Origin of the sequence: Arthrobacter sp. I3 (assembly GCF_000520575.1) — a bacterium.
GTDB classification, from domain to species: domain Bacteria; phylum Actinomycetota; class Actinomycetes; order Actinomycetales; family Micrococcaceae; genus Arthrobacter; species Arthrobacter humicola_A.
Genome location: NZ_KI914945.1, coordinates 32,589 through 45,659 on the forward strand (window position 1 = coordinate 32,589; position 13,071 = coordinate 45,659).

Annotated in this window: 11 protein-coding genes; 4 read left to right on the forward strand and 7 right to left on the reverse strand. The window is 66.8% G+C overall.

The genetic code is table 11. The features are described from left to right. The 6 genes from Y706_RS26170 to Y706_RS0117255 all read right to left on the reverse strand — a co-directional run. Positions 1 to 989: Gfo/Idh/MocA family protein (locus Y706_RS26170; RefSeq protein ID WP_043436377.1), on the reverse strand; the 989-nt coding region annotated here is incomplete at its 3' end. A 139-nt stretch (positions 990 to 1,128) separates the two neighbouring features. Next, positions 1,129 to 2,826, reverse strand: coding sequence for an ABC transporter family substrate-binding protein (locus tag Y706_RS0117235; RefSeq protein ID WP_028277579.1), 1,698 nt, complete (start codon positions 2,824 to 2,826; stop codon positions 1,129 to 1,131). Between the two features lie 71 nt (positions 2,827 to 2,897). Next, positions 2,898 to 5,066: a dipeptide ABC transporter ATP-binding protein gene (locus tag Y706_RS0117240; protein WP_028277580.1), complete on the reverse strand. Its 2,169-nt coding sequence runs from the start codon at positions 5,064 to 5,066 to the stop codon at positions 2,898 to 2,900. After that, positions 5,063 to 6,076, reverse strand: a complete 1,014-nt coding sequence (locus Y706_RS0117245) for an ABC transporter permease (RefSeq protein WP_028277581.1) — start codon at positions 6,074 to 6,076, stop codon at positions 5,063 to 5,065. Before Y706_RS0117245 ends, Y706_RS0117240 begins: the two co-directional genes overlap by 4 nt. Positions 6,077 to 6,078: 2 nt before the next feature. Next, positions 6,079 to 7,065, reverse strand: a complete 987-nt coding sequence (locus Y706_RS0117250) for an ABC transporter permease (RefSeq protein ID WP_028277582.1) — start codon at positions 7,063 to 7,065, stop codon at positions 6,079 to 6,081. A 357-nt stretch (positions 7,066 to 7,422) separates the two neighbouring features. Continuing rightward, positions 7,423 to 7,968, reverse strand: a complete 546-nt coding sequence (locus tag Y706_RS0117255; RefSeq protein ID WP_043436400.1) for a TetR/AcrR family transcriptional regulator — start codon at positions 7,966 to 7,968, stop codon at positions 7,423 to 7,425. 226 nt (positions 7,969 to 8,194) lie between these two features. On the opposite strand from Y706_RS0117255, the gene Y706_RS0117260 reads away from it, so the two are divergent. The 3 genes from Y706_RS0117260 (at position 8,195) to Y706_RS0117270 (ending at position 10,749) form a co-directional block, all read left to right on the forward strand. Continuing rightward, complete coding sequence (locus Y706_RS0117260) at positions 8,195 to 8,758, forward strand: NAD(P)H-dependent oxidoreductase (RefSeq protein ID WP_018775397.1); 564 nt, start codon at positions 8,195 to 8,197, stop codon at positions 8,756 to 8,758. A 163-nt stretch (positions 8,759 to 8,921) separates the two neighbouring features. Further along, entirely contained in the window at positions 8,922 to 10,214 is a 1,293-nt protein-coding gene (locus tag Y706_RS0117265) for an aminotransferase-like domain-containing protein (protein ID WP_028277584.1), read from the forward strand. Positions 10,215 to 10,320: 106 nt separating this feature from the next. Further along, positions 10,321 to 10,749, forward strand: coding sequence for a universal stress protein (locus tag Y706_RS0117270; protein ID WP_028277585.1), 429 nt, complete (start codon positions 10,321 to 10,323; stop codon positions 10,747 to 10,749). Between the two features lie 4 nt (positions 10,750 to 10,753). Here the strand turns inward: Y706_RS0117270 and Y706_RS0117275 are convergent, their stop codons facing one another. Continuing rightward, the gene (locus Y706_RS0117275) at positions 10,754 to 12,397 is read right to left on the reverse strand and encodes an AMP-binding protein (RefSeq protein ID WP_028277586.1); all 1,644 of its coding nucleotides are present in this window, start codon (positions 12,395 to 12,397) and stop codon (positions 10,754 to 10,756) included. A gap of 256 nt (positions 12,398 to 12,653) precedes the next feature. Between Y706_RS0117275 and Y706_RS0117280 the strand changes: the two genes are divergently transcribed. After that, positions 12,654 to 12,992: a hypothetical protein gene (locus tag Y706_RS0117280; RefSeq protein WP_028277587.1), complete on the forward strand. Its 339-nt coding sequence runs from the start codon at positions 12,654 to 12,656 to the stop codon at positions 12,990 to 12,992. Positions 12,993 to 13,071 lie beyond the last annotated feature (79 nt).

The window sequence follows — 13,071 nt, forward strand, 5'->3', positions numbered from 1 at the left end:
ACTGGCAGCGCCGAGCCGGCGCCGCCGTCGGCGATCTTGGCGGCCAGGATCCGGTAGAACTCCGGATAGGCGCCGCGCTCGGTGGGCAGCCGGTCCAGATGCCCGTCGCGCCCCAGCAGCCCGGCCCAGTCCGGATCTTCCACGCCGTAGTCGGCATCCAGCGGGCTTCCGCCGGCCAGGATGTACGGCTCCTGCGGGTCCACGCCGTGCTTGGTGAAACCGCCCTCGCTGCCCAGGATGCGGTAGCGCGGGCCCTGCTGGGCGCACAGCATGTTCATCCACAGGTGGCTGGTCACCCCGGAACTGTGCCGCAGGACCACGAAGACGTCGTCGTCCGCCTTGGCTCCGGGCCGCCGGGCCGCCAGTTCCGCATGCGTGAGCGTGGCCGGCCCAAAAAGCTGCACGGCCTGGTCCAGCAGGTGGGTGCCGAGGTCAAACAGCACCCCGCCGCCGTCGTCCGCCGTTGCGGCCGCCTTCCATGCTTTGGGGACGTCGGGCGACCACCGCTCGAAGCGGGACTCAAAGCGGCTCACGGTGCCGAAGGCTCCGGTGTCCATGAGGGCCTTCACGGTGAGGAAGTCGCCGTCCCAGCGCCGGTTCTGGAACACCGTGAGCACCCGGCCCAGCCGCCCGGCCAGGTCGATGAGCTCCTGCCCCTCGGCGCTGCTGACAGCGAAGGGCTTGTCGACGACGACGTCGAGGCCGGCTTCCAGCGCCGCTTTCGCGAGTGGATAGTGGGTGGCGGGCGGCGTGCCGAGCACCAGCAGGTCCAGTTCGCCGGCGAGCTCCAGGATATCGGCAGGGGTGTCGACGATCCTGGCCGCCGGATAGCTGTGTGCGGCCGCAGATCTCCTGCCGGCGTCAGAAGTGGCAATGACATCGAGCGAATAGGCCGGGTTTGCGGCGATGAACGGGGCGTGGAAGACGCTGCCCGAAAGGCCGAAACCGGCGACGGCGGTGCGGATGGGCCGGGTTGAATCGTTGCTCATGGTGCCAAGGCTACCGGCTGGGCCTGCACCGGGGCGGCCGTCCGGCAGGGCCTAAACGAACGAGGCCGGTGCCGCCCGGATGATTCCGGGGGCACCGGCCTCGGCCGTGCTGCTTGTTAGTGCGTGGTGCTCGTCAGAGCTAGCTCTTCTGCCAGCCGACGACGCTCCAGTCCGGGGTCTGGAACAGGGCTGCACCGTAGTTGGCCAGGCCGGTGCGGGCGAAGTAGATCTGCGGGCCGTTCATGATGACGCCCATCGAGAAGTACTTCTCCATGTGCTTCTTCTCGACGTCCATGGCGGCCTTGTTGCGCTGGGCGTCATCCTGGATGGACGCGAGGTCCTTGATGGCCTTGTCCAGTTCGGCGTCGCCGAGTTCGTTCTCGTTGGTCTTGGAATCGTAGAACTGCTTCACGCCGGAGGTGGCGTCGGCGCCTACCGTGTAGCCGCTGATGGTGAGCTGGAAGTCGCGGCTGCCAACCACCTTGCCGAAGTCGGCGTCACCGCGCTGGTCGATGCCAACGTCCATGCCGGCCGCCTGAAGCTGCTTCTGCAGCGTCTGCACGGTGGCGAGGCCGGTGGGGTCGTCACCGAAGTTGGTGATCTTGAACGACGCCGGGACGCCGTCCTTTTCCATGATGCCCTTGGCGTTGGCTTTGTAGCCGGCCTCCGTCAGGACCTTCTTGGCCGCGTCGGCGCCGGTTTCCTTGACCGGGTAGTTGTCCTGGTAGTACTTCGAGAACGGCATCAGCATCATCGAGCCCGAGCTGTTCTCTTCCCAGTTCAGTCCGCCAAAGCGGACGGCGCGGATGGCGGGACGGTCCACGGCGGCGAAGATTGCCTTGCGGACTGCGACGTCGGTGAGCGGGGCCTTGAGGGCGTTGAGGTTCAGGCCGCCGGCGAAGAGGCGCTGACCGCGGCGGACCTCGGAGTTCTTCGTGCCTTCAAGCTGCTTGTACTTCGTCAGCGTGCGGCCGTCGGCCATGTCGATCTCGCCGTTCTTGAAGGCGGCGATCTCGGCGCTGGCCTCCAGCTGGCGGAAGATCACCTTGTCCAGGACCGGCTTCTCGCCCCACCACTTGTCATTCGGCACGAGGGAGACAGTCTTCGCGGCGGAGTCAAACTTGTCGACTTTGAACGGGCCCGCCATCCACTCGGGGTGCAGTTCGCCCGTGAAGCCGGTGTTGAAGATTTCGGGAGTGTTCACGGTCTGCGGGATGAAGCCGCCGAACATGTCACTGAGCGGGTACACCGGCTGTGTGGTGGTGACAACGACTTCCTTGTCGCTGCTTCCCGCCTTCACGGAGTCGATGAACTCGTAGGCGCCGGAGCTGACGATGTCGATGTCCTTGTTCTGGCCATTGAGCATCTTCCACGTGTTCTCGAACGTGGCGGCGTTGATCGGGGTGCCGTCGTTGTAGGCGGCCTTCGGGTTGATCTTGATGGTGATGGTCTGCTTGCCGTCTTTGACCTCGCTCTTGAAGTCTTCGCAGAAGTTCTTGTTGAGGTTGGCGGTGCCGTCGAAGTCCAGCTTCCAGCAGCCCACGTAGCCGGCCTCGTCGATCGGGTAGTGCAGTTCAGTGTTGTCCGCTGAGTTGCCCGCGTTGGAGAAGCCGTTGAAGTCCGGTCCGATGTTGCCCAGGGGCAGCGTTACGGTACCGCCCTGCTGCAGGTCGGCGGCCTTCTTGGCGTTGACGCTGACCAGCTTGCTCAGGTCGCCGGAGGCATCCTGTGCCTTGGCGCTCTGGGCGGTGGTTGAGGCGCCACCGCTGCCGCAAGCGGTCAGCGCGAGGGCCGCCACGACGGCCGTGAGGCCGCCGATCCTGATCCGATTTTTCATGTGATCCCCTTCATTTTTTTCATGCGAGTGTGATGCGTGGGTTCTCGGGTGGTGTGTGCTGGTCCGGTGATTCAGTGGTTTTCGTGGACAACGACCATGTCCGCGTCCAGTTCGCCGTCCGGGTAGAAGCAGGCGAACTGCTGGACGGCGGCGGACGCTTCGAGGGCCGGCTCCAGGGTCAGGCACTTCTCCTGCCTGGCCGGCGGCAGGGCCGCGAACACGGGACAGCGGGTGGCGAAGTTGCAGCCTGCCGGCGCTTCCAGCGGCGAGGGCAGGTCGCCCTGGAGGATGATCCGCTCGCGGGTGCGCTCCAGCTCCGGATCCGGTACCGGGATCGCGGAGAGCAGGGCACGGGTATAGGGGTGGCGGGGGTTGTCGAAGACGGCGTCGACGTCGCCGATCTCCACGATCTTGCCCAGGTACATGACGGCAACGCGGTTGGAGATGTGCCGGACCACGGAGAGGTCATGGGCCACCATGAGGTAGCTGAGGCCGAGTTCGGCACGGAGCTTGTCCAGGAGGTTGATGACGCCGGCCTGCACCGATACGTCGAGGGCGGAGACGGGCTCATCCAGGACCACCAGCCGGGGGTTCACCGCGAGGGCGCGGGCAATGCCGATGCGCTGGCGCTGGCCGCCGGAGAACTGGTTGGGGAACCGGTTGACGTGGTCCGCCTGCAGGCCCACCAGCTCCATGAGCTCCATGATCCGCTTCCGGATGGCAGCCTTGGGCATGCCCAGGTTTTCCATCGGCTCGGCCAGGACCTCGTACACGGTGAAGCGCGGATCCAGTGCCCCGGTGGGATCCTGGAACACCATCTGCAGTTCCTTGCGCATGGCGCTCTTGGCCCGGGCGTCCGCGGCCTGCTTGTTGCTCAGCCCGCCGATCACCACCTCGCCGTCCTGGTCCTTGTGGAATTCCATGATTTCCAGCAGGGTGGTGGTCTTTCCGCAGCCCGACTCCCCCACGATCGAGAAGCACTCGCCCTCGCGGATATCGAAGCTCAGCCCGTCCACGGCCTTCACCGTGCCGATCCTGCGCTTGATCAGGGCGCCCTTCATCAGCGGGAAGTGCTTCCTGACGTCGCGGAGTTCCAGGACTATCTTGCGTTCGTGCCGGGGAAGGCTGTCAAAGCGGGATACCGGCACGGCCGGGACGGCGAAGACCGTATTGACATCGACGTCGGCGAGGGCCTCGCTCTTGATGCACGCGGCGCTGTGCCCGGTGCCGGGCGCCACCGCCCGGAGGTCCGGTTCGCCGTCGAGGCAGGCCTCGCTGGCCAGCGGGCACCGCGGCGCGAATGAACAGCCGGTGGGCGGCTGGGTGAGGTTCGGGGGGATGCCGTCGATCGGCACCAGCGACGATTTTTCCGCGACGTCCACGCGCGGGACCGCACCGAGCAGGCCCATCGTGTAGGGCATCCGCGGGCTGTAGTAGATGTCATCGACGCTGCCGGTCTCCAGCGGCCTGCCCGCGTACATCACCATGATGTCGTCCGCCATGCCGGTGACCACGCCGAGGTCGTGCGTGATCATGACGACGGCGGCGCCGGTCTCCTCCTGGGCGGCGTGGAGCACCTCGAGGACCTGCGCCTGGATGGTGACGTCCAGCGCCGTCGTCGGCTCATCGGCGATCAGAACCCGCGGGTTGTTGGCGATCGCGATGGCGATCATGACGCGCTGGCGCATGCCGCCGGAGAACTCGTGCGGAAAGGCCTTGAGCCGGTCCTTCGGGCTGGGGATGCCGACCAACCCCAGGAGTTCGACGGCGCGTGCCTCCTTGGCTTGCTTGCTCATGGTCGGGTTGTGGACGGTCAGGGCCTCGATGATCTGGGTGCCGACCGTGTAGACCGGGGTCAGGGAGGACAGCGGGTCCTGGAACACCATGGCGAGGTCGCTGCCGCGGTGGCGGCACATGGCCTTGTCGCTGAGGCCGAGGAGCTCCTTGCCCTGCAGCCGGACGGAACCGGTGATTTCCGCCGTCGGGGGCAGCAGGCCCATGATCGCCATGGACGTGACCGATTTGCCGGAGCCGGACTCGCCCACGATGCCTAGCGTCTTGCCGGGCATCACGTCGAAGTCGACGCCGCGGACCGCGTGCACCACGCCGTTTTCCGTGTTGAAGCGGACGTTGAGGTCCCGGACGGAGAGGACCGCGCTGGCGGGGGCGTGCAGCCCGGCGGCGTGGAGGCGCTCGGCGGTGCCTTGGGCGGTGTCCCGTGCGGTGGTGTTGCTGGTCATTTGATCTTCTTCTGTATCGTGCCAGACGGTATCTTGCCAGTGGCCTTGCCACTGGCCTTCTTCCTCTTGGCGCGGCCAACGGAGCTGGAGCTGGGGTCGAATGCGTCGCGTAGGCCGTCGTTCATCATGGCGAGTGAGCCGGTCAGCAGGAACATCACGATCAGGGGAGCCCAGAACATCCACGGAAAGGTGGAGACCTGGGAGGTGGACTGGCCGATCAGTACGCCCAGGCTCACGTCGGGGACCTTGATGCCGATGCCGATGAAGGAGAACGCGACCTCGGCGAGGATGGCGCCGGTGACCCCGCGGGTGACTTCCAGGACCAGCAGGGAGCCGATGTTCGGCACGAGGTGGCGCCAGACGATCCGGCGCGGCGGGATGCCCATGTACTGGGAGGCTTTGACGAAGTCACGCTGCATGAGAGAGAGCGACAGGGACCTGATGAGGCGTGCGGTCCCCATCCAGCTGAAGACCAGCAGCACGATGATGAGCAGCAGCCAGCTCGGGACGGTGTTCTTCAGGCCGTTGGCGCCGCCGCTCGTGGCCACCGCGACTACCAGCAGGGCCGGCATCATGATCAGGGCTTCGAGGATGAACAGCATGACCTTGTCCACCTTGCGGCCGAAGAACGCCATGGTGCAGCCGTAGACGGCGGCGATCAGCACCGAGACGAGGCCGACGACGACGCCGATCAGGATGGAGACCCTGGTGCCTTCGACGGTCAGGGCGTAGAGGTCGATCCCGGCCTGGGAGGTGCCCAGCGGGTGCTCCGCGGAGGGCGGCATGCCGATGTTGAAGGGGTCGATGGTCTCCTTGTCCCAGCTGCCGAAGAAGCCACCGATGAAGGAGAAGAGGGTCAGGGCCAGGAAGATGGCGAGGCCGGCGACGGCTGTCCGGTTGCGCAGGAAGCGCCGCAGGATGATGCGCGACTTGCCGATCACGACCTCGTCGTCGCCGAACTTTCCTTCGTCCAGGACGGCGGCAGGATCAATCGTGTTGAGGTTGGTCATGATTACTGCACCCGCACTCTCGGGTCCACGAGCGTGGTGGCGAAGTCGGCGAGGATCGCTCCGACCGCGAAGATGACGGAGCCGTAGGCGAGGGTAGCGGTGGCCGCGTTGACGTCCTGCAGGGCGATCGAGTCAATGGACCAGGACCCGACGCCGTGCCAGGCGAAGATTTTCTCGGCGAAGAAGCCGCCGGCGAAGATGGCCGGGATGGTGAACGCAATGCTCTGCGCCACGGGGATGAAGGACACCCGCAGGGCGTGCCGGCTGATGGCCTGGTTGCGGGTCAGGCCCTTGGCCCGCGCCGTCCTGACGAAGTCGGCGTTGACGTTGTCCAGCAGATACTGGCGCTGGGCGATCTGGTACGCGCCCCAGCCCACAATTGTGATGGCGAACGTGGGCACGGCGTAGTGGGCGAGCATGTCGACGAACTGGGCCCAGCCGTCGCCGTCCAGACCCGGGGTGGAGATGCCGGTGACAAAGAAGACCCGCTCCCCGACCGACTCGTTGATGTTGATGGCGCCCAGCTGCACCAGGAAGTAGGCGATCGGTGCGGGGACGATGTACATGAGGTAGCTGTACGAGGTGATGGCCCGGTCCGAGGCCTTGTACTGGCGGGCTGCGGTGAAGACGCCGAGGGCGACGCCGATCACGAGGGTCAGGATGATCGAGGCCAGGAAGAGCCGGGTTGAGATCCAGACCCGGTCGCCGAACTCGGCGTTGATGAAGGCGCCGTTGGGGCTCCGTCCCCAGTCCCAGCGGGTGAGAATGGCGGTGAGCCAGTCGACGTAGCGCTCCCACGGGTTGAGGGTGGGATCGAGCCCCTTGAGCCGGAAGGAATTGACCACCTGCTCGGGCGTGGGCCGCGGAATCCGCTCCTGCTCCAGCAGCGCCGGCTGCAGCGTGCTCACGGCCAGGAGATAGCCGGCGCTGGTGGTCAGGAAGATCATGAAGACGTACGTGAGCGCGCGTTTGGCGAGATATCGAAGCATGGAGCGGCTAGTTCTGGATCGCCGTTGCCTGAGCAGATCCGGGCGTCACGGCTGCGGCCGCACGGGCGGGCCCGCCTGTGCCGGGGGCAAGATTATTCACAACGTCGATCCTTCCGTCGTCCCCATCCGGCAGCGGGTTGCGCGGCCGGTTCGGGAGTATGGGCCAGCTGGTTTCCGGCCGCCCGCATGCCTTGCGGCTGAGCCCTTGTGGGCTATGTTGCGGGTCACATTCCAGAGGAAGCTATCACATTAGTCGGGCTCCGCCGGGCTCTCACGGGCCGCGACACGGCGGCTTCGCTACAGATCGTTATGAATAACTCCGTGGAATGGATTTGACCCACGGAACCGTCTGCGCCGCTAGGGACCGCACACTACGCGAGTGACAAGCTCCCGCCAGGTGTCCGCAAGGCGCTCCGGCGCAATCCCGTGCACGCCGACGGAATGGAGCAACAGTTCCGGCTCCAGCGACGCCCCGAGGGCCGACGCCATGACCCACGGGTCCGCCGTCACGCCGGCTTCGCGCAGCAGCATCTCGAGATGACGGCGCCAGAGGACGGCCGGCGGGACATCGAACCTGTTGTAGACCGAGGCGTCGGCGGCCCGCGCGAGCTCCCCGAATTCCAAGATCCAGTCAATGCGGGCGGCGCCCACGGCGATCAGCCGCTCCAGGGGCGGCGCGCCGGGACCTACCGGGGGCGGACCAAACATGAACCGGCCCTGGAATTCGGCCTCGGCGTCGCTAAGGAGCGCCATCATCAGCCCGGCACGGCTGCCGAACCGCCGGAAGACCGTCCCTTTTCCAACTCCGGCGCGCTGCGCCAGCCGGTCCATGGTGAGGGCGTCGACGCTGGATTCGTCAACGATTTCCCGGGCGGCGCAGAGCAGGAGCTCCCTGTTGCGCATCGCGTCGCTGCGCGCTGATTCTGCGGCGGGGGCGGCGGGGCGCCCCGCCCCGGACTGGGCGCCGGGACGGATCGGGATGAGGCTCACACCGCTGATTCTAGCGCCCTGGAAAGTGGCTCTGGAATATAACCGGACCGCAGTCCGTTTAGCATGGGTGAAGGCCCCCAAAGCCTCACGATCCACCAGCCGCCGGAATCACCCCGCGGCGTGATGCACAGGAGTACACATGTCCAAGAAGACCATCCTCACTCTCGTCGGCAGCCTTCGCGCCGGCTCCACCAACCTGCAGCTGGCCGAGGCCATCGCGCTCAACGCCCCGGAACAGGTGGACGTGGTCATTCACGAGAGCCTGGGCAACATCCCCTTCTACAACGAGGACATCGACGTCGAAGGCCAGGTGCCCGCGGCCGCCGCCGCCCTGCGGGCCGCCGCCAACGAGGCCGACACCATCCTGCTGGTGACGCCAGAGCATAACGGCACCGTCCCGGCATCGCTGAAGAACGCCATCGACTGGCTGTCCCGCCCCTTCGGCGCAGGCGCCCTGTCCGGCAAGCCCACCGCGGTTGTCGGAACCGCCTTTGGCCAGTTCGGCGGCGTATGGGCCCAGGACGAGGCCCGCAAGGCCGTCGGCATCGCCGGCGCCCAGGTCCTCGAAAACGTCAAGCTGGCAGTCCCGGGCTCGATGGTCCGCTTCGCCGAGGTCCACCCCAAGGACGACGCCGAAGTTGTCGAGCAGATCAAGGGCGTGTTCGACGCACTGGCCGAGGCTCCCGCTGCGGAAGCGGCGTAAGCTACCGCACCCCGCACTCCGCGCCAGATATCTCCCGGGCCCCCGGCAGCCGTGTGCTGCCGGGGGCCCCGGGCCGCCCGGAGCATCCCCGCCTGTTTCAGCCCTGGCATTCTCTGGAAACAATCGTTTCCCCCAAGACAACACGGGTAGTATCCTTGGGTTTGTGACCCACGAAACACTTGATGCCGCCGCAGCAGTACTTCCGGCCGAGGCCATTGACGCAATCGAACGTGCGGCTACGTCCGCCCACCGCCACGAGATCCTGTTCTCGGAGCGCGCAGCAAATATCAAGCAGTCGGCGGTCCGGGATGTCTTCGACATCTCGATGCGCCCTGGGCTCGTTTCCCTCGCCGGGGGCAGCCCCTACCTGCAGTCCCTGCCGCTGGAACGCCTGGGCCAGACCGCTGCTAAGATCATCGCCGAGCAGGGGATGACCGCCCTGCAGTACGGCGGCGGCCAAGGCACTGAAGAGCTCCGCATCCAGATCTGCGAGGTCATGGCGGCCGAGGGGATCCTGGACGCCGACCCCGCGAACATTGTCATCACGGCCGGCTCGCAGTCCGCGCAGGATGTGGCCACCAAGGTTTTCTGCAATCCGGGCGACGTGGTCCTCGTGGAGGACCCCACCTATGTCGGGGCCCTCAACACCTTCGAGGCCTACCAGGTGGAGGTCGAAACGGTGCCGATGGACGGTGACGGCATCATCCCTGATCTGCTGGAGGCAAAGATCGCCGCCCTCCAGACCGCGGGCAAGAACGTCAAGTTCCTGTACACCATTCCCAGCTTCAACAACCCGTCCGGCATTACCCTGTCCGCGGAACGCCGGCAATCCGTGGTGGATATATGCCGTCGCGCGAATATTCTGGTGCTGGAGGACAACCCTTACGGCCTGCTCCGCTTCGACGGCAAGCCGCTCATCCCCCTCCGGGCGGCCAACCCGGATGACGTCATCTACATGGGGTCCTTTTCCAAGATCTTCGCCCCGGGCCTGCGGATCGGCTGGGCCCTGGTCCCGGCGCACCTGCAGCGCAGGTATTACCTGGCGTCGGAGGCCGTCACCCTGTGCCCGCCGACGCTGAACCAGATGCTGGTGTCGGCCTATCTGCGCGACTACGACTGGCGCGGCCAGATCGAGACGTATCGGGGGCTGTACCAGGAACGTTGCGAGGCAATGCTGGCCGCCTTGGCCGAATACATGCCGGAGGGACTGACCTGGACGCGCCCTGAAGGCGGCTTCTTCGTGTGGGTTACGCTGCCCGACGGCGTGGATACTTACCCGCTGCTAAGGAAGGCCATCGACGCCGGCGTCGTCTTCATTCCGGGAGCGGCCTTTACAAACTCGGACGACCCGTCGAACAAGATTCGGCTGGCGTTCAGCGCGGTGCCGCCCGAATCGATCCGCGAGGGTGTGCGGCGGCTCGCGCCGGTCCTGCGGGAAGCCCTGGCCGCCCTGTAGCGTGAACACCGGCAGGATCCACGCGGGGCCTCGACTGGGGCGCGCTGGGGCCAGTTGATCGGCCAGGCACACTAAACAGCATTACTCGTTGAAAGAGGAGCGGTCCATGACCGGAATAATCGTTGTCGGCGTCGACGGCAGTGAAACTGCACTGCGGGCGGCGCACACCGCGCGCGACCTCGCAGTTTCCGTGGGGGCGACACTTCATGTGGTCAGCGCCTTTGACAGCGACAAGACACAGGTCTTCGGCAGCGGCAGTGACCAGTGGATCGTTTCCGACGCCGGCAATGCGGAAACGGTTGCGCGCTCGGTCGCGGAAGGCCTTCGCCGCCCGGACATCACCGTCACGTACGCCGCCGCGCGGGGCAAGCCGGCCGAGGCCCTGATCCGGGAAGCCGAACGGACCCATGCCTTGATGATCGTGGTCGGCAACCGGCGCATGAGCGGAATCGGCCGGGTCTTGGGGAGCGTTGCGAACAGCGTGGCCCACAACGCCCCCTGTGACGTCTACATCGCCAAAACCGACGCCGACTGAGGCGCTACTGCTTCTTCGGTGCCGCTGCCGGCACGGCGGCTTGGCCGTTGTCTGAACCTGCAGACCCAAGCATCCGCCGCAGGATTTTTCCTGAGGCGGATTTCGGCACGGCCTCGATGAACTCGACCTGTCGGACTTTCTTGAACGGCGCCACCCGGCCCGCCACGAAGTCCATGACGCCCGCCACGTCCAAGGCATCGCCGTCCGCGCCCGGCTGGCGGACCACGAACGCCTTGGGCACCTCCTGGCCGTCGGCGTCGAGGGAGCCGACCACCGCGGAGTCGGCGATGCCGGGGTGGGTGAGGAGCAGCGCCTCCAGTTCCGCCGGGGCGATCTGGTAGCCGTTGTACTTGATCAGTTCCTTGAGCCGGTCCACGACCGTCACCACTCCGTCCGCCCGCACCGTGGCGATGTCCCCCGTGCGCAGGAAGCCGTCCTCGTCCAGGGTGTCCGCGGTTTCCTGGGGCCGGTTGAGGTAGCCGAGCATCACGTTCGGCCCGCGGCACAACAGGTGCCCCGGCGCGCTGGTCCCTTCCGCGGGAACCGGGATCTCCTCCCCCGTGGCCGGGTCCACGAGGCGGCACTGCATGTTCGGCACCGTGTACCCCACGGAACTGACGGGGACCCTGAGCCCATCGCGACTTTGGCGCGGAATGAGGTGCGATACCGGGCTCATCTCGGTCATGCCGTAGCCCTGCAGGACCTGGCAGCCGAGGCGTTCGGCCAGGCGCTTGCCAAGTTCGCCGTCCAGCGGCGCCGCGCCGGAAAGGGCGGTGTGCACCGAGCCGAGGTCGTACTCGGCAACGAGCGGGTGCTTGGACAGCGCCACGGCCACGGGGGGCGCGATGAACAGGTAGCTGCACCGGTGGTCCTGGATGATCCGCAGGAACTCGGGCAGGTCGAACCGGGGCATGGTCACAAGCCTGGCCCGCTGGCGCAGCGCGAGGTTCAGCAGCACGGTCAGCCCATAGATGTGAAAAAATGGGAGCAGCGCCAGGACCCGGTCTTCGGGGCCGACGTCGAGCAGACCCCTGGCCTGTTCCACGTTGGCGACGAGGTTTCGGTGGCTGAGCATGACCCCCTTCGGCCGGCCGGTGGTGCCGGAAGAGTAGGGCAGCACGGCCACATGCGTGGCGGGATCGAACAAGACGCGAGGTGCCGGTGCGCCCATTGCGAGCAAGTCGGCCAGCGAGGGGTGGCCGTCGGCGCCGTCGAGCACCACGAGCCGTGAGGCAGGGATCCCGGTCCTTTCGGCGGCCTCACGGGCGGCCGGAAGCAGCGCCGATACGGTGAAGAGCCAGTCCGCGCCGGCGTCGGTGAGCTGGGTGGCGATCTCGTCCGCCGTGTACTGGGCGTTGATGGTGGTGACCGTTGCGCCTGCCCGGAGCAGGCCGTGGAAGACGGTGGCAAAGGCGGGGACGTTGGGACACAGGATGGCGGCCACGCCGTGCACACCCAGGCCCTGGGCGGCGACGGCACCGGCGAGGGCGTCGATCTGCCCGCGCAGCGCCCGGTAGGTGGTCTCCGCACCGCTGGCGCCATCGACGACGGCGACCCGGTCCAGGTCCTCCTCTGCCAGAGCGCCGAAGAGGTAGTCGTAAATGCCGAGGTTGGGAACATCGACGTCGGGGTACGGGCTTGAAAACACGCAACATCTCCTTTGATCCGCTTCCGCCCGGGCTGTCGGCGGCTGGTGCCACTCTAGTGCCGGGCGTAGCCGCGGGACAGGAGGGCGCGGACTTGGCTGTGTCAGGTCGCGGCTGTGTCCGGACTTGATGAGGATCACCCTCTGTCGTGGGCAGCCTCACCGCCCAGCGGGCCGCCCGGCGCGGACCGGCTCAGTAAAATGGGAGGTGCCCTGCGATGGTGCGGACGTCCGAGAACCCACCTACCAAGGGAGCCCCATGATCACTCTTCAGCGCCGCCAGCTGGTTGGCCACGACATCCTTCTGGCCCGGCACGGCAACCACATCAGCGCCATGCGCGTGGACCGCGGCGCCGGACGCGTTGTCGCATTCCTGGACGACGGATCGACGGACAGCGCGCCCAACCTGATTGCCCCGGGCCTGCGCATGCCCGACACCGTGCGCAGCGTGTTGCGGGAGGACTGGAAGTTCCTGACGGGAATCAGCGCGTGCTGCGCGGGGCTCGCGGGTCTGATGTTTGCCGCCTCGGTCGCCCTCGCCGGCATGAGCGGCGATCCCGCGCTGGTCCAGATCCTGACCGCATACTCGGGAAACTGAGCGGCCCGGGCCAGGCTGCCCGCCACTGAGAAGCCCCAACACTGACAAACCCCGCCGCTGAAAAGGTTCAGCGGCGGGG

Excerpts from the sequence above, each read along its gene's own strand:
- Y706_RS0117235 (WP_028277579.1), bottom strand. The coding sequence starts at position 2,826 with ATGAAAAATCGGATCAGGATCGGCGGCCTCACGGCCGTCGTGGCGGCC.
- Y706_RS0117240 (WP_028277580.1), bottom strand. The coding sequence starts at position 5,066 with ATGACCAGCAACACCACCGCACGGGACACCGCCCAAGGCACCGCCGAG.
- Y706_RS0117245 (WP_028277581.1), bottom strand. The coding sequence starts at position 6,076 with ATGACCAACCTCAACACGATTGATCCTGCCGCCGTCCTGGACGAAGGA.
- Y706_RS0117250 (WP_028277582.1), bottom strand. The coding sequence starts at position 7,065 with ATGCTTCGATATCTCGCCAAACGCGCGCTCACGTACGTCTTCATGATC.
- Y706_RS0117255 (WP_043436400.1), bottom strand. The coding sequence starts at position 7,968 with ATGCGCAACAGGGAGCTCCTGCTCTGCGCCGCCCGGGAAATCGTTGAC.
- Y706_RS0117260 (WP_018775397.1), top strand. The coding sequence starts at position 8,195 with ATGTCCAAGAAGACCATCCTCACTCTCGTCGGCAGCCTTCGCGCCGGC.
- Y706_RS0117270 (WP_028277585.1), top strand. The coding sequence starts at position 10,321 with ATGACCGGAATAATCGTTGTCGGCGTCGACGGCAGTGAAACTGCACTG.
- Y706_RS0117280 (WP_028277587.1), top strand. The coding sequence starts at position 12,654 with ATGATCACTCTTCAGCGCCGCCAGCTGGTTGGCCACGACATCCTTCTG.